Annotated in this window: 14 protein-coding genes; 10 read left to right on the top strand and 4 right to left on the bottom strand. The window is 56.1% G+C overall.

The window, feature by feature from the left end:
• Positions 1-6 precede the first annotated feature (6 nt).
• Together HZU72_RS00470 and HZU72_RS00475 are read left to right on the top strand one after the other, a co-directional pair.
• On the top strand, positions 7-1401 hold the full coding sequence (locus HZU72_RS00470; protein WP_180089568.1) for an amidohydrolase family protein: 1395 nt from the start codon (positions 7-9) through the stop codon (positions 1399-1401).
• Positions 1398-2102 carry a sulfite exporter TauE/SafE family protein gene (locus tag HZU72_RS00475; protein ID WP_180089570.1) on the top strand — a complete coding sequence of 235 codons (705 nt, stop codon included), beginning with the start codon at positions 1398-1400 and terminating at the stop codon, positions 2100-2102. The genes HZU72_RS00470 and HZU72_RS00475 overlap by 4 nt, the downstream gene beginning before the upstream one ends.
• A gap of 60 nt (positions 2103-2162) precedes the next feature.
• Here HZU72_RS00475 and HZU72_RS00480 read toward each other — a convergent pair whose 3' ends face one another.
• The 3 genes from HZU72_RS00480 to HZU72_RS00490 are packed head-to-tail and all read right to left on the bottom strand — an operon-like array spanning position 2163 to position 4575.
• Complete coding sequence (locus HZU72_RS00480) at positions 2163-3113, bottom strand: 5-oxoprolinase subunit C family protein (RefSeq protein ID WP_180089572.1); 951 nt, start codon at positions 3111-3113, stop codon at positions 2163-2165.
• Entirely contained in the window at positions 3110-3814 is a 705-nt protein-coding gene (gene pxpB, locus HZU72_RS00485; protein ID WP_180090119.1) for a 5-oxoprolinase subunit PxpB, read from the bottom strand. The genes HZU72_RS00480 and pxpB overlap by 4 nt, the downstream gene beginning before the upstream one ends.
• Positions 3815-3822: 8 nt before the next feature.
• Positions 3823-4575, bottom strand: coding sequence for a 5-oxoprolinase subunit PxpA (locus tag HZU72_RS00490; protein ID WP_180089574.1), 753 nt, complete (start codon positions 4573-4575; stop codon positions 3823-3825).
• Positions 4576-4928: 353 nt separating this feature from the next.
• On the opposite strand from HZU72_RS00490, the gene HZU72_RS00495 reads away from it, so the two are divergent.
• The 4 genes from HZU72_RS00495 to HZU72_RS00510 all read left to right on the top strand — a co-directional run bounded on the left by HZU72_RS00495 (position 4929) and on the right by HZU72_RS00510 (position 9096).
• On the top strand, positions 4929-5909 hold the full coding sequence (locus HZU72_RS00495; RefSeq protein WP_180089576.1) for a LysR family transcriptional regulator: 981 nt from the start codon (positions 4929-4931) through the stop codon (positions 5907-5909).
• A gap of 56 nt (positions 5910-5965) precedes the next feature.
• On the top strand, positions 5966-6949 hold the full coding sequence (locus HZU72_RS00500) for a TRAP transporter substrate-binding protein (protein ID WP_180089577.1): 984 nt from the start codon (positions 5966-5968) through the stop codon (positions 6947-6949).
• A 168-nt stretch (positions 6950-7117) separates the two neighbouring features.
• Entirely contained in the window at positions 7118-7681 is a 564-nt protein-coding gene (locus HZU72_RS00505) for a TRAP transporter small permease (protein WP_180089579.1), read from the top strand.
• 110 nt (positions 7682-7791) lie between these two features.
• A complete protein-coding gene (locus HZU72_RS00510) occupies positions 7792-9096 on the top strand; it encodes a TRAP transporter large permease (protein WP_180089581.1) in 1305 nt (434 codons plus the stop codon).
• 89 nt (positions 9097-9185) lie between these two features.
• Here HZU72_RS00510 and HZU72_RS00515 read toward each other — a convergent pair whose 3' ends face one another.
• Positions 9186-10268: an HDOD domain-containing protein gene (locus HZU72_RS00515; protein WP_286902326.1), complete on the bottom strand. Its 1083-nt coding sequence runs from the start codon at positions 10266-10268 to the stop codon at positions 9186-9188.
• A 197-nt stretch (positions 10269-10465) separates the two neighbouring features.
• Between HZU72_RS00515 and HZU72_RS00520 the strand changes: the two genes are divergently transcribed.
• From HZU72_RS00520 to HZU72_RS00535, 4 genes are all read left to right on the top strand, one after another.
• Positions 10466-13141, top strand: coding sequence for a bifunctional diguanylate cyclase/phosphodiesterase (locus HZU72_RS00520; RefSeq protein WP_180089583.1), 2676 nt, complete (start codon positions 10466-10468; stop codon positions 13139-13141).
• Between the two features lie 101 nt (positions 13142-13242).
• Entirely contained in the window at positions 13243-13968 is a 726-nt protein-coding gene (locus HZU72_RS00525) for an HAD family hydrolase (RefSeq protein ID WP_180089585.1), read from the top strand.
• On the top strand, positions 13961-14671 hold the full coding sequence (locus HZU72_RS00530) for a UTRA domain-containing protein (protein WP_180089587.1): 711 nt from the start codon (positions 13961-13963) through the stop codon (positions 14669-14671). The genes HZU72_RS00525 and HZU72_RS00530 overlap by 8 nt, the downstream gene beginning before the upstream one ends.
• Before the next feature lie 119 nt (positions 14672-14790).
• Positions 14791-15822 carry a putative 2-aminoethylphosphonate ABC transporter substrate-binding protein gene (locus HZU72_RS00535; RefSeq protein ID WP_180089589.1) on the top strand — a complete coding sequence of 344 codons (1032 nt, stop codon included), beginning with the start codon at positions 14791-14793 and terminating at the stop codon, positions 15820-15822.
• Positions 15823-15858 lie beyond the last annotated feature (36 nt).

Consider the following 15858-nt stretch of genomic DNA (forward strand, 5'->3'; position numbering starts at 1 on the left):
GCCCTTATGATTGATCTTCGCAAAGCTTTTGAGACAGGTGGTGCACTGATTCTTGCCCCCGCTTATTTGCTGCTGGATAACGGCCCCCAGCCGGGCAAGGCGGTTTTGATACGCGAAGGGGTCTTCGCCGAAATCGGCGAGCCCGAAGTATTGGTGAAGCGTCATGCGGGTGCAACGTTAGTACAGCTACCGGAGCATCTGGTGATGCCCGGCTTTATCGACACGCATACTCACCTAACACAATCGCTGGGGAAGTCGCTGGTGTTCGGTGAGCCGTCCGAAATATTTCGCCGCATCTGGGTGCCGTTGGAGGGTAGCCTGGATGAGCATATGGTCTATCTTTCCTCGAAACTCGCTGCGCTCGAATGCTTACGTGGCGGGTTTACTGCCGCTGTCGATGCTGGCACACGCTCAGCGGGGCATATCGGAAGGTTGGTCGAGGCGGCCCGCGAAACAGGGCTGCGCCTTGTTGTGGGCCAGATTTGCAATGACCTGGGCGGTGCAGCCCTGCGACCTGAGCGTAATGAGATCATCCGAATTGCAGAGGCGCATCTGGCTGCCTTCGCAGGTGACCGATTGGTTCACCCATCGCTGGCGATCTCGATTCCTGAAGCGGGTTCGGACTGGATGCTCAAGCGAATTTCGGACATGGCGGCGGAGGCGGACGTGACCTTCCAGACCCATGTGAATGAGCATCTAGTAGCGGTAGAGCGCTCGCTAGTTGCTAATAGCCGCCGCCCCCTAGAACATCTAGACCATATCGGCGCCTTGGGGCCACAGGCGCTGATTGCGCACTCGACGCTGATCACCCCGCATGAGATGAACTTGCTGAAGGATAGCGGCACTGCCGTGGCCTATAACCCCGTTGCCTCCGTCTGGAAAGGGAATGCCATTGCGCCCGCCCTGCAGTTGCAGGCACTTGGCATCCGTTTTGGTCTGGGCACTGATGGCACGCGCGCCGATGGGTTCCGCCTGATGGATGCGGCAGAATCACTTCAGCGCGCGGGTTATGGCCTTGCCTCGGGAGACAGTTCCTGTGGTGGGGGATGGCTATGGCTGGAAGCGGCCACACGGATGGCCGCCGATGCAGTGGGCTTAGGCGCGGTGACCGGACGAATTGCACCGGGGTTGGCCGCCGACTTCCTGCTGGTTAACCTTGAACGTCCTGAGTTCACACCGTCACATGATCTGACATGGGAACTGGTGCGTTATGGCAACCGTGACCAGATCGACGCTGTGTTCACTAATGGCAGACTGCGCCTATTGCACGGCTGGCCGGTTGATTGGGATGCCCGTGAACTGATGCGCGAACTCCGTGAGCTTGCTGTCCCGGCTATTGCCGCTGCGCCGGTCACTCGTATTCACCCTACAGCAGACAGCATACTTGCGGGGCGTTCATGACGTTATCGCTGCTAGGACTGCTGTGGGTAGTGGTGATGGTGTCCGCGATGGTGCAAGGCACTGTTGGGATCGGCTTTGCCCTGATCGTTGCACCGGTGTTTGCCATGGTTGATCCGGTCTATCTTCCGGTTACGCTTCTTGTCCTGATGTTGCCGCTCAATGCCCATGTGGCGTGGCGCGAGCGAACGGCTATTGATTGGCGCGGCACTGGCTGGATTACGCTTGGCCGTTTTCTGGGCACTTTCGCAGGGCTGGCCTTATTGCTGGCGTTGAGTGTGCGACAGATGGAGATCGCTGTCGGGCTTTTCACTATCCTCGCCGCGCTGGTTGCTCTTTTCGCGCCGCCATTTATGCCGCGCCGAACATCAACCACTAGTGTTGGCTTGTTCACCGGTATCAGCGAGACCGCGACCGGAATTGGTGGGCCACCGCTTGCACTGCTCTATCAGCACGCACCGGGCCCACGCCTGCGCGCGACTGTTGCGGCCTGCTTTCTGATCGGAGAGGTTTTCTCGTTGATCGTGCTGGCTCTTGGCGGCAGGGTCGGCCGCGATCACCTTGTCGCGGCCGCCCTATTGATACCGGCGGTGATCCTGGGCAGCTTTCTGTCGCGTTATGCCCACGCCCACATCCCGGCGGCGCGGCTAAGACTTGCCGTCCTCTTGCTCTCGATCCTTGGCGGCCTTGTCTTGATCGCCTGATTAGGAGTAGTAAGCTGATCCTCTTGGTCGATGACAATCAACTGCTGGGTTATGCAGCGGCTAATCCCAGCTTGCCAGTTGGTTTCGGTACTGCCCCTGGGCTTGGCTGGCACCGGTCGGCGTCAGCCACACCTTGGTGCCGGGCAAACACTGGGCCAGCGTAGCGCAGGCGATGGGGGTGAGGGCACCTAGACGCGGGTAGCCGCCGATTGTCTGGCGGTCGTTCATTAGCACGATGGGCTGGCCGTCCGGCGGTACTTGAACTGCTCCCAAGGGAATGCCCTCGGAAATAATGCCGGTGAGTGAGCCGTGAAGGGCGGGGCCGGTGAGGCGTACGCCCATCCGGTCGGCGCGGTTATCCACTGTCCAGGGTTGGTTGAACGCCTGGAACAGTGCATGGCCACTGAAGGAGGCAATTTGCGAGCCGAGCACGATGGGTAAGCGGCAGCCAGACGCCGGCATGCGCGGGCCCTGGCTGTCAGGAATGCGGCGCACCGCTGGAGCGGCGCCGTTCCAAGTTAAACGATCACCCACTTTTAGGGGTTTACCATCTTCGTGCAGGCCACCCAGCTGTTCGCGTGCGGTGCAGGCGCGGCTGCCCAGCACCTCCGGCGCATTCAATCCACCAGGAAAGGCGAGATAAGCGCGCAGGCCCTGGCGCGGCTGGCGAAACACCAAGCGCTGGCTGGGCAGTAGCTTAAAGCTGGTATTGGGGGCGAGCGGTTTGCCATCCAACTGGGCATCCAGGTCGGCGCCGGTCAGTGCCAGGCGCACTTCGCGTTCGGTTTCAAAACTCAAACCGCCGCCCATGACGATTTCCAGCGCGGCGCTGTTTAAAGCGTTGCCCAGCAACCAGTTAGCCCAGCGAAAAGAGATCCAGTCCGCAGCGCCGCCCTGAGTAACGCCTAAGTGGCCGACGCCAAATCGACCGGCATCTTGGATAAGCGCCAGCGGCCCTGCCTGTTTAACCACTAGCCCTTTTTGTGCTTCATTCATGGCGACTTGGTTCATGGGCGCTCCTCCATGGGCGTGGTATCGCCACCGTCGGCTTCAAACTCTTCGCGGGAGATCGCTCTAAAGCGCACCTTATCGCCGGGGCGAAACAGTGGCTCGCCACGTTTGGCATGCTCGAATAGCGGCACGTTGGTGCGACCCAGAATATTCCAGCCGCCCGGCGAAAGCAGCGGATAAATCGCGGTTTGGCGATCGGCAATGCCCACGCTACCTGCAGCGACTTTGCGGCGCGGCGTTTTTAAACGCGGTGTGGTCAGCGCTTCATCCACTAAGCCCATAAAGCCGTAACCGGGGGCAAACCCCAGCGCGAACACACAGTAGTCGTGGTTGCAGTGCTGCTCGATAAGCTCGTCGACACTCAAACCAGCGCGTTTGGAGACCAGAGGCAGTTCGGGTCCGACACTTTCGTCGTACCACACGGGAATGTCGTGTAGCTCACCCGCCTGGGTGTCGACAGGTTTGAGGCCAGAAAGCGCCTGGTTAATCAGCGTGAGAGCCCCGGCGTGGTTCAGCTGTTGGCAGTCGTAATGGACTAACAGCGTGGTGTAAGAGGGCACTAGATCAATAAGCGCAGGGCCGAAAGCATTGCGCAACGCTTGGTCGGCGCCAATTACCCAGGCCATATTAGCCTCATCGATGGTGTCGAATAATCGCACCATCAGGGCATCCATGGCGGCGGTTTCAATGCGCATTTCAATATTGGGTTTCACGCCTGCTCCAGCGCCTGAAAGGCCTCACGAATAGCGCGTACGGCGGCCACTGACTCCGGGTTGTCGCCATGAACGCAGAGCGTATCGCAGGCTAACTGCAGCTGCGTGCCATCAAGCGCGGTGAGCGGCTCGCCTTTGGCCAACATTACTGCTTGATTGACGATGGTGTTCTGGTCGTGGTGTACGGCGTTAGGTAGGCGTCGAGAGGCCAAGTGGCCGTTGCCATCATAAGCGCGATCGGCAAAGGTCTCGAACCAGAGGGTAATGCCTATTTGTGCGGCCAGCTCGCGGTGTGGTTCAGGGTCGGCGGTAGACATAATCATTAACGGCAGGCTGGCATCATAAGCACGTACCGCGCGCATGACGCCTTCGAGCAGTGCCGGGTTGGCGGCCATATCGTTGTACAGCGCACCATGAGGTTTGATGTAGCTCAGTTGGGTGCCTTCCGCTTGGCAGATACCCGCCAAAGCCCCCACTTGGTAGAGCACCATATCTTCCGCTTCTTCCGGCGAGCAGGCCATTGAGCGGCGGCCAAAGCCCATCAAATCCGGGTAACCCGGGTGCGCGCCAATGCGGGTGCCATTTTGTACCGCTAGCTTGACGGTGCGGCGCATGACATGGGGGTCGGAGGCATGGAAGCCGCAGGCGATGTTGGCGCAGTCGACGAAAGGCATCGCATCGGCATCCAGGCCGAGGTGCCAGTTGCCGAAACTTTCGCCCATATCGCAATTAAGCAGGGGGATGGCCATAGCGACTCCTGTGTCGATGCAGTGGGTGCGTTTGATTGGTTAGCGCTGATTGTAGTCCACCACCAATATATGAACATGGCTTGCCCAGTGCCAATCGTTTTTGGCGATACTAACTATCGGGTGCTTCTATCATATTGTTATTTATTGGAAAAAGGGTTGACGCTTGGGCACGATACGCTTATCACATTAGGAGCGGGGCGTGATAATAACGTTGGTGAAATAGCGCTACTGGGAGTGGTCTTAAAGTTGCATAGTAATCAGACCATCATGAGCATTAGCACTCCGCAGCTCTCTTTACGTGTCAGCTCGACAGCGATTTTTTACCCCAGAAAGTCATTTGCAGGCGAGTCACTATGCTCGATTTTAAGGAACTTGAGGCGTTCGTATGGGCAGTGAGGCTCGGCTCCTTCCGTAAGGCGGCGACCCGCCTGCACCTTACTCAGCCCTCTGTTTCTGAGCGTATTTCACGCTTGGAAACCACGGTAGGAGAGTTGCTGCTGGAGCGTGCCGCCAGGCCTATTCAGCCTACTATGCGAGGCCGCGAGTTCTTTGTGCACGCTGAGCGGATGCTGCACCAGCGTGACGAAGCGATGAAGCTTTTCGATGACGAAGAGGCATTTTCTGCACCATTGCGGCTCGGCACGATTGAAACCATCGCCCATAGCTGGTTTCCCGAATTTATGCGCCGTTTAACCGAGCGGTATCCGCGTTTGACTATTGAACTGACGGTCGATTACTCACCGGTGCTCAATGAGCGGCTACTGGGCAACGAATTGGATATTGTCTTGGCGATGAATGGCTATTCACCGCAAAAGCAGATCGAGTACGAATCCTTGAGCCCTTATGAAATGGGTATGTTTGTCTCTCCACGGCACGTCAAGCAGTTGGGCGAAAGTGCCGACACTTGGGGCAAGCAGTTGCCGTTTATTTCATTTGGTAAGCAGGCTCGCCCCTATGCAGAGTTAGTGAGTTATTTAGCAGAACAGGGAGTCGCTAATCCTCGTATCCATAGCGTCAGCACACTAATGACCATTGTACGAATGACCACCGAAGGGCTGGGGATTGGCGCGCTGCCTGTCGCCACTGTGCTGGATGAATGGCAGCGAGGGGAGCTCTACCGTCTCTCGCTACCGGTGCCGTTACCGGCCATGCACTATGATGTGATATGGCGCAACGCTAACCATCCGCGCTTTTGTCGCGGCGTTGCCCGCTTGGCCCAGCAGTGTGCCTGCAGCTATGCCCAGGCGCGCCGTGCCGATATGACAACAACACTTTTCTCCGGGCGCTGGGTTACCGCCAGCGCCTCCTCTGGTACCACCGAAGCAATGCATTAGAAGCAACGCACTATTAGAAGCACCATACTATTAATAGAAATAAGAGGGTTCTTACGATGCGCAAGACAATCACGACTTCACTGCTACTGGCGACCGCCTGCGGTTTAACGGTGTCGGCTCATGCTGCGGAATGGACCATGGCCACGCCTTACGGTGATGCCAGCTTTCATACCCAAAACAACAAGCAGTTCGCTGAGGACGTGGCCGAAGCTACCGATGGCGAGTTAACCATTACCGTACATAGCGGCGGCTCGTTGGTATCGCATGGTGAAATTAAGCCGTCGGTGCGTCGTGGCACTATTGATGCAGGTGAAGTATTCCTCTCGGTTCTTTCCAATGACGACCCGATCTTTGAAGTTGATACGCTGCCAGGTGTGGCGGGTAGCTACGACGACGCCTACGCGCTGTGGGAAGCCACCAAACCGATGATCACCGAGCTGTTTGCCTATGAAGGGTTGATTCCGCTCTACGCAGTCGCTTGGCCTGCACAAGGTATCTATACCTCTGAACCTCTTACTGACCCTGAGCAGTTTGAAGGCTTGCGCGTTCGTGCACCTAACATCAATACCCAGCGCTTTGTCGATAACCTGGGCGGTAGCCCCACCGAGACCGAAGAGTCTGATATACCCACTGCGTTTAGCACTGGCCGTGTGGATGCCATGATCACCTCAAGCTCTACCGGTAACTCCATGGCGGCGTGGGATTACGTGACTGATTACACCGACGCTAACCTGTGGCTGCCAAAAAATATCGTCTTCATTAGCCAACGCAGTTTTGATGGCCTGGATGAAGCGACTCAGGAAGCTCTGATGGAAGCCGCCGCTGAGGCTGAGAAACGTGGTTGGGAGATGAGCCGCGAAGATAACGACGCCAGCTTGGCTGCACTGCAAGAGAACGGTATTTCAGTTTCCGAGCCAAACGAAGCCGTTTCAGAGGCGCTTCAAGCAGCCGGTGACCAGCTGTTTGAAGATTGGCAGTCCCGTGCTGACGATGAAGCCAAAAAGGCGCTGGAATCCTATCGCGAGCAGCGCGACAGCTAAGCGCTATTTAGCCTAAACACGGTTTAAGCTAAGTACTTTTTAACTAGGCTCTATCGTGATGGTTTCCGCAGGGGCGGTGATGTTGGCGCTGTCCCTGCTTTTTCTACGCGCTTTTCCTAAGTACGTTTTCTAAGTACGTTTTCCCGCGTGCTTCGTGAGGCTGCGAACATGACGTTTAAATTCGACAAACTCTATCGCCTGGGTGCTTGGGGTGCGGCGGCCTGCATGGTTGCCATTTGCACGCTGATAGCGCTTCAGGTGACCTTCCGCCTGGTAGACGCCTTGCTGGTGCTCGTGGGGCTGAGCCGCCTGGGTATGAGTATTACCGGCGTTTCGGAAATTGCTTCTTATCTATTGGTGGGGGCGACCTTTCTGGGGTTGGCTTACACCTTTGTGCATCACGCCCATATTCGCGTGACGTTGTTGATTAGCCGGCTACCGTCGGCAATCCGTGTGTGGTTTGAAGTGTTTGGTCTCATCATTGCCCTGGCGATCAGCCTAATGCTTAGTTACGGCCTCATTGGGTTGGCGAGGGAGAGTCTGCAATACAACGATGTCTCTTCAGGCTTTGTGTCGATTCCGCTTTGGATACCCCAGCTTGTGCTCGCGACCAGCGTAGGGCTGCTCTGTTTGGCGTTGGCTGAAGCCCTGTTTATGGCACTACGGATTGCCATTCGCGATCCTGCGAGTTTTCGTGAAGCGACGGCCCCAGATGAAAGCGAGGGCCACTAAATGGTGACGATAGCTATGTCTTGGTTGAGTACGTCGTCTGTGTTGAGTACGCAGCGGTTAACTGGGTCACTGTTAACACTGCTTCTGCCGTTTAAATTGGAGAGATCCTTGTGCTGCTACTAAGTCTCGCCACCATTTTCACCCTCGTGGTTCTGCTAGGGAGCGGGGTGTGGATCGCCTTTGCGTTAATCGGCACTGCCTGGATAGCGCTAGAGTTCTTTAGCTCTTTCTCGCCGGGCTCTATTTTAGCCTCCGATTTTTGGGGCGCCAGCTACGGTTGGGATCTCACTGCGCTGCCTATGTTTATCTGGATGGGGGAAATTCTGTTTCGCTCTGGGCTTGCGGACAATATGTTTCGTGGCCTGTCGCCCTGGCTGAACCGCCTGCCGGGGCGCTTACTGCACACCAATATTATTGGCAGCGGCATGTTTGCAGCGGTGTGCGGCTCTTCGGCGGCCACCTGTGCCACGGTGGGCAAAATGACCCTGCCAGAGCTCGAGCGGCGGGGTTACGACAGCAATATGGCGATTGGCACCTTGGCCAGCGCCTCCACTTTGGGACTTTTGATTCCACCCTCCATTGTGCTCATCGTTTACGGTGTGGTCACCGAACAGTCGATCTCCAGGCTGTTTATGGCCGGTATTGGCCCGGGACTGATGATCCTGGCCATGTTTATGAGCTACCTCATTTTGTGGGCGTTGCTCAAGGGCAACCGTGAAGGGCTTACCGGCGAAGATGAATCCGGTATGAGCTTTGCTGAAAAGCTGCGCAATACCTGGTCGCTGGTGCCTATTCTGCTGTTGATCGGCGGGATTATCTTTTCGATCTATGGCGGGTTAGCGTCGCCTACTGAGGCCGCGGCAGTCGGTGTGGTATTGTCAATCGTGATTGCGCGCTTTAACGGTCACTTTGATCGCAACATTTTTAAAAGCTCGCTGTTTGCCGCCGTGCGTACCGCCTGCATGATCGCTTTTATTATTGCCGGTGCGTCGTTTTTAACCTCGGCGATGGGCTTTACCCAGGTGCCCATGAAGCTGGCGCAGGCGATTGGTGAGATGGGGCTGTCACCTACCATGCTGCTGATTGCGCTTACCTTGCTGCTGCTGGTGATGGGCTGTTTTCTCGACGGTATCTCGCTGATCCTACTCGTCACCGCGATTATTATGCCGCTGGTGAGCGCCGCTGGGTTCGATCTGATCTGGTTCGGTATTTATCTGGTCGTGGTGGTTGAGATGTCCCAGATTACCCCGCCGGTAGGCTTCAACCTGTTCGTGATCCAGGGGCTAACAGGTAAAGATATTCTGACCATTACCAAAGCCACGCTGCCGTTCTTTCTACTCATGCTGTTGGCGATTGCCTTAATGCACATCTTTCCGGGTATCGCGCTCTATCTACCCGAGGCAATGACTCGGTGAGGCGTTTATAAAAGAAAAAGTGTTAAGCATGAAGTAGAAAAACAGCGCTGGCCGGAGCGCTTGATAGCATGCATGCTCTGGCCAGCGATTTAAGATTGAGTACGGGATTGTTTATTGAGCTTTTTGAAAGAAATGTTTTTGTTGAATCCGTCCGGGTCGCTGTACCCTTTACGCAACATCGTTAATGCTTTGTGTTGGGCTTCTCTGCGGCTATTGAGTATAAGCGTATGGTTTAGCAAGAGCTGCTGAGCATTTTCAAGCAGCTCTTTGGGATCAATAGCCGCGGGGGTGTCAATCATCAGTGTTTTAGTGATCAACTCCATTTTGGGCTGAACTTCTTGTAGAACGCTTTTAAATGACAGAGAGGGCACATCCGCGGTAGTGCTTATATCGGCTATCAGGATGGCCAGCTGTTCTTCAGGAGCGCTTGATAGGCAGGCATCCGCCGTGGGGCCGGATAGACGAACACACATCTCCATTAAGCTATCGCTTTGATAGCGGGCATGACTAAAACGTATGGTGTTGACCATCGCCGATGGGAGCCCCCATTTGGCTGCCAGCCATGCCCCAATGACGGTGTGGTCACCACCAAAGTAACGCTGCTCCTCTTCAATAAGCTGGGTATGGGAGATAGCACTATCACTATAGAGTTCGTCTGCTTGCTCGGGGTAGGTCGCACTCAGTGCCAATATGCCAATATCCTGTAGCAGCGCTGCTGTAAATGCATTACCTGCCTGTTTAGGGCACGCTTGTTCAGCAAGTTGGCGCGCTATCAGCGCAGACATAATAGACCGCCGCCAAATATGAGTATGCTGAGGCCCTTTACTGGGGTACTGAAAAAGGTTAAAGCTCAACACCACCGTTAACGTTGCATCTAGACCTAAACGCTGGATAGCCTCAAGACACGTTTGTGTCAAACTGGCGGAGCGGGTGTGGTGGACGCTATTGGCGAGCGATATTAACCGAGTGGTCAATGCTGGATCATGCTCAATGGTATCGGCAACATCGTTGATAGTTGCTTTTGAAGATTGCGTTAATCTGAGGATGCGTAATGCGATTGAGGGAAGCGAAGGTAAGCGTTGGCACTTGAGAAAGTCGCTGATCAGAAAACCAGGCAGTGCTTCAGTTAGCATTCCATACAGTGATTCATCCTTGGTCGATGTATTAGTCACGTTATCTCCTGCGCACTTTGTAGCGTAGCTGCCAGCCATCATGAGGTGATGTCCTAGTTTTACCATATACCCAGCTAGTGTTGACGTTGTTATAGTTGAAGAAGAGCGGTTTATGCTTTGTAGGTCGCTATATATACTTTATGAGGTCAGTGGCAGGCGCCCAAGTTGCTTCAGAATTAAAAAAAGTGAGTGCAAAAATGCACACAAAGAACGACGCGGCCGATATATTCCGCCAATTGGCAGAAGGCGTAGGGCACAGTGGGAGCCCGCGTTTTTATGCCACGTTGGTGGAGCGCTTAGCGACGATACTAGGCGTTGATCATGTGTTAGTCGCCGATGTTACTCAACTGCACCAGGCTGAAACATTGGCTGTCTGGTCAAATGGGGGCTTGCTCAGCAATATTACTTATTCGCTGACCGGTACTCCATGCGAAACCGCTTTGGGGCGCGAGTGCTGCCTTTATACGCGTGATGTTCAGTCACGCTTTCCTGACGATAAACTGCTTTGTGAACTGGGTGCCGAAAGCTATTTGGGGCGGGCGCTCTATGCGTCGGATGGCTCGCTGATTGGCCTGTTAGCGGTGCTCAAAAACGCCCCCATGCAACTGGGTGAGTTAGCCAATGAGATACTACGCATCGCCGCCGCCCAGGCGGGGGCGGAGCTGGGCAGACAAAAGGCGGAGCAGGCATTAAGAAAGAGTGAAGAGGTCGCACGGGAAAGCGAGCGCCGTTTGGATACGCTGCTCAACCATCTTCCGGGCATGGCCTATCGCTGTCTGAATGACCGCAATTGGACTATGCAACTGGTGAGCCAAGGGGCCGAAACGCTGACCGGGTACCGGCCTGACGAATTGCAGGGTAACCGGCTGATCAGTTTTGCTGCCCTGATTCATCCAGATGATCAGGACAAGCTCTTTCAGGAGGTACAGTTGGCCATTGCCAACAGAGGCCCCTACCGTGTGGTCTACCAACTGCGCCATCGCGACGGTGGTTACCGCTGGATGTGGGAGCAGGGTCAGGCCGTCATGGATGAGGCGGGCGAAATCGTATGCTTGGAAGGGTTTATCTCTGATGTGACCGATCAGCAAGAGTCACAGCGAGTGCAAAACGCCGTGGTTCAAGTGGCTTCTACGGTCACGACCCAAGTCGGGGATGGTTATTTTCAGCAGTTAATTGCAACCTTGGTCAAGGTGCTGGAAGCCGACGCGGGCTTTATTGCATTGCTGCATACTTCACCCCAGGGCGATAAAAATGTCTATGGGCAGGCAACGACTGTCAGCATGGTGGTTGACGGAGCTCAGCGAGAACAGCACTCTTTTGCGCTGCGAGGCTCGCCCAGCGAGCAGGTGGTGCTGGAGCGTGAAGCAGTCATGCATGATGGCCCGCCGCTGTTATTACCAGGCACACTGCTACCCACAAGAGCATGGATTGGGCGGCGTTTGGATAATGCCAACGGCGAGGCCATTGGCGTGATGATGGTGTTTTATCGACAGCCGCTGACCACCAATGCGTTCGCCACCTCTGTGCTGCAAATTCTTTCGACCGGGGCTGCGGCAGAGCTTGAGCGTCGGCGCGACCATCGTCACATGCACCAGTTGGCCTATACCGACAGTACCACCGGATTACCCAACCGCGTCCGCTTTATGGAGTTGCTAGCGCAAATGTGGCAAGAGGCCCAGCAAGGCAAGCATGGGCTTTCTCTGCTGTTATTGGATATCCGCCGTTTTAAAGAGGTCAACGATCTGCATGGTCACCAAGTGGGCGATCAACTGTTGGTGACAGTGGCCGATCGTTTAGCGAAGATCAGCCACTCATACGGTTCGCTGGCGCGTTTATCAGGGGATGAATTTGCCCTGCTGGTGGCCAGTACCACCCCCCGTGACATTGGCAGCCTGGTGGAGCAGCTACGCTTAGTGGTGAAGCCGCCGCTCCATTTGGAGCGGCGCGTCTTTCATCTCGATGTCAGCATCGGTTTTGCTCATTATCCGCAGGATGTGAGCGAGGCGGGCGAACTATTTAACGCTGCCAGCATTGCCCTTCATCACGCCAAGCGGCGCGAAAATAGTATCTGTCCCTACTCCCAAACGATGCGTCACGCGCTGCATCGGCGCCAACAGATGACCGAGCGACTCAGCGCGGCAATCACTGAACACACGTTAGAGCTCTACTTTCAGCCCCAGGTGAACCTTACCAGTGGCCAGTTGACCGGTGCAGAAGCCCTGTGCCGCTGGCACGATGCTGAGTGGGGCTGGGTGAGCCCCGGCGAGTTTATTCCCCTGGCCGAAGAGCGCGGTTTGATTCGTGCCTTGGGGGACTGGGTGCTGGAAGAGTCCGCAAGACAGCTAATAACATGGCGTAACCAGCCTGGAGGAGAGTTGCCAGGGAGGCTATCGATCAATATTTCCGCTCAACAGTTTGCCGATCCTGATCTTACCCGCCACATTGCGCAACTCACCGCCGGCGTTTCGTCGAGTGCTATTGCCCTGGAGCTCACCGAAAGCGATTTTATGCGTGACCCGGATCAGGCCGTTGAGATTACCCACACCATGCGCCAAGCGGGCTATGCACTCTCTATCGATGATTTTGGCACCGGTTACTCGTCGCTTTCTTACCTGCGGCGCTTCGCCGCCGACGCACTGAAAATTGATATTTCCTTTGTGCGCGAAATGCTCGAAAACAAAAATGACCGCACCATTGTTCAGACCATCATCGCCATGGCAAAAGCGCTAGAGATGAAAACCGTGGCGGAAGGCGTAGAAACGCGCGACCAAGCGAATTTGCTTGCCGAAATGGGGTGCAATGAGGCGCAAGGGTACTGGTTTGGCCGTCCCCTGCCTGCCGATGAGTTTGCGATGCAGTGGTTAACTACTTAGCCTTCTATTTGCTCATCGTCGTCTTCTATTAGCGTCATCGTCTTGTCATCACCTTTGGCATACCCTACGCGCCGCCAACCCGCGATGAAAGGAGTGCTCCCATGCGCCTGGCCCTGTTTGATCTTGACGACACCCTCCTGGACGGAGACTGCAGCGACCGCTGGAATTTATGGATGATAGAGCAAGGCTGGATCAGCGATGCCGAAGCGTTTATGGCGCGGGCGGAGCAAATGCACCAGGCCTATCATGCGGGGAAGCTAAAGCTTGAAGAGTATTTGGCCATGACCCTAGCACCGCTGCGAGGGCGCAGGGTGAAAGATGTGCAAAAAGAGGTCGAGCGCTTTGTGGCCACGCACCTACAACCGCGTATTTTTGAACAAGCCTGGGCCTGCCTGGAAGCGCACCGCCAAGCAGGCGATACCCTGGTACTGATTTCCGCCTCGTCACGGCATCTGGTCGAGCCGATAGCGACCACTCTGGGTATTGAACACGTGCTGGCGGTAGAGCTAAGCGTGGAACACGGCATCAATGAAGACGCGCGCTATACCGGTGGCAGCGAGGGTATTTTTTCTTATCGCGGCGGTAAGGTGCTGCGTTTAAAACAGTGGCTGGCCGAGCAGCAGTTCACCCCTAGCCACACTACTTTCTACTCAGACTCCCGCAACGACCTCCCGCTGTTGCAGTACGTGGATTGCCCTGTAGCGGTCAATCCCGATCCAGTGCTTGCTGAGGTGGCTAGCGTTGAAGGTTGGCGGCGCTTAGACTGGCGGGCTCCCCCGAGCGCTTCGTCGCCTAATGCTCTGCCAGGAAAATCGGCGCATGTCTGATGCCTACTATCTAAAGTTAACCGAACAGCTTCGTACCTTGATCGACCAAAATGCTGCCCTGTGGGAAGGAAAGCTCCCTGCAGAGCGGTCATTGGCCGAGCGCTTTGCCACCACTCGTGTGACCCTGCGCCAAGCGCTTTCACAGTTGGAAATGGAGGGCTTAATCCACCGCAGCAACCGGCGCGGCTGGTTTATTTCCCCCGCCCGTTTAGTTTACGACCCCACCCGTGACGCGGGCTTTAATGACTATGTACGTGCACAGGGGCGGCAGCCGCGAACGGCAGTGTTGAAGCTGGAAACCCGTGCCCATCTGCCTGCCGCGCGGGCACTGAACCTGCCGGATGACCAGCCGTTTCATCATATTCGCCGCCGTCGCTATGTGGATGATCGCGCCGTGCTGGTGGAGTCGCTGTGGGTGGTGCCAACGTGCGCCCCAGAGTTGCTGGACATCTACACCGGGCAGTCGCTGTGGGGGCTGCTGCGCGAACGCTGGGGGCACTACTTAGCCAATCGCTCTATCCGCATGGTGTCTGAAGCGCTTTCGCCGATTGATGCCGAAGAGCTGCTGGTGGCACCCGGCACCGCCGGGCTGAACATTAGCCGTGCCATTTTAGACGATCAGCAGCGCCCCATTGAGTTTGACGAGGAGCACTGGCTCCACGACTCACTGTGTATCAGCGTGGAACTATCGGGTCAGCGCTAGCGGCGACAACCTGGTCGCGGTCATCACCCCTTAAAAAAACGTTCAAACAAGCGTCATCGCAGTGTCATTTAACGCCTTCAGACTTCTGGTCTATACCAATTAGCCAGGAGACTATCATCATGATGCCACGCCGTTTATTCCCTTCAACGTTGCTAGCAGGCGCTGCTGTTGCGCTTGCCTCCAACGCCCAAGCAACTGAATTAACGGTGTATACCGCCGTTGAGTCGGACGACCTGCAAAAATACGCTGAACGCTTCAGCGCGGCCCACCCGGATATCGATATTAACTGGGTGCGCGACTCCACCGGCGTGATTACCGCCCGCCTGCTGGCCGAGAAAGACAACCCCCAGGCCGACGTGATCTGGGGCCTGGCCGCTACCAGCCTGCTGGTTCTGGAAGAGGAGGGCATGCTGGAGCGCTACGCTCCCGCTGGCGTTGAGAATCTCGACCCCAAATTTGTCGATGTGGCCTATCGTGATGGTGAAGACCCGGCTTGGGTTGGTATGGACGCCTGGGTCGCTGCTATTTGCTACAACACCATTGAGGGCGAGCGCCAGGGCGTGCCGATGCCGACCTCTTGGGAAGCTCTCACCCAGCCAGAGTTTGAAGGCCATGTGATTATGCCTAACCCCAACTCGTCGGGTACCGGCTATCTGGATGTGGCCAGCTGGCTGCAGCTATGGGAAGAGGATCAGGGCTGGGATTATATGGATCGCCTGCATAGCAACATCGCCCGTTACACCCATTCTGGCTCCGCCCCTTGTAGCCTGGCGGCCACCGGTGAAACCGTGGTGGGCGTATCATTTGCTTTCCGCGGTGCGCGCTTGAAGTCCCAGGGGGCGCCTATTGAAGTTATCTTCCCTGAAGAAGGGCTGGGCTGGGATATGGAAGCCGCCGCTATTATGGCCGGTACCGACAAGCTGGAAGCCGCGAAAACGCTCATGGACTGGGCAATCTCCCGCGAGGCCAACGAACTGTATAACGAAGGCTATGCAGTGGTTGCCTACCCAGGTGTGGCACAGCCGATCGACAATTACCCTGCTGATATCACCGACCTTATGATCGACGCCGACTTCCAGTGGGCTGCCGTCAATCGCGAGCGCGTACTGGCCGAATGGCAGCGCCGTTACGATGGTAAAACCGAACAATAAACCGCGATCAGTTGCCCCGGCCATGCGCCGGGGCTT

The sequence above is a fragment of the Vreelandella sedimenti genome, assembly GCF_013416325.1.
GTDB lineage: Bacteria > Pseudomonadota > Gammaproteobacteria > Pseudomonadales > Halomonadaceae > Vreelandella > Vreelandella sedimenti.

Bases quoted from the DNA above. Each gene is read 5' to 3' on its own strand.
- HZU72_RS00470 (WP_180089568.1), top strand. From the start codon at position 7: ATGATTGATCTTCGCAAAGCTTTTGAGACAGGTGGTGCACTGATTCTT.
- HZU72_RS00475 (WP_180089570.1), top strand. From the start codon at position 1,398: ATGACGTTATCGCTGCTAGGACTGCTGTGGGTAGTGGTGATGGTGTCC.
- HZU72_RS00480 (WP_180089572.1), bottom strand. From the start codon at position 3,113: ATGAACCAAGTCGCCATGAATGAAGCACAAAAAGGGCTAGTGGTTAAA.
- HZU72_RS00490 (WP_180089574.1), bottom strand. From the start codon at position 4,575: ATGGCCATCCCCCTGCTTAATTGCGATATGGGCGAAAGTTTCGGCAAC.
- HZU72_RS00495 (WP_180089576.1), top strand. From the start codon at position 4,929: ATGCTCGATTTTAAGGAACTTGAGGCGTTCGTATGGGCAGTGAGGCTC.
- HZU72_RS00500 (WP_180089577.1), top strand. From the start codon at position 5,966: ATGCGCAAGACAATCACGACTTCACTGCTACTGGCGACCGCCTGCGGT.
- HZU72_RS00505 (WP_180089579.1), top strand. From the start codon at position 7,118: ATGACGTTTAAATTCGACAAACTCTATCGCCTGGGTGCTTGGGGTGCG.
- HZU72_RS00520 (WP_180089583.1), top strand. From the start codon at position 10,466: ATGCACACAAAGAACGACGCGGCCGATATATTCCGCCAATTGGCAGAA.
- HZU72_RS00525 (WP_180089585.1), top strand. From the start codon at position 13,243: ATGCGCCTGGCCCTGTTTGATCTTGACGACACCCTCCTGGACGGAGAC.
- HZU72_RS00530 (WP_180089587.1), top strand. From the start codon at position 13,961: ATGTCTGATGCCTACTATCTAAAGTTAACCGAACAGCTTCGTACCTTG.
- HZU72_RS00535 (WP_180089589.1), top strand. From the start codon at position 14,791: ATGATGCCACGCCGTTTATTCCCTTCAACGTTGCTAGCAGGCGCTGCT.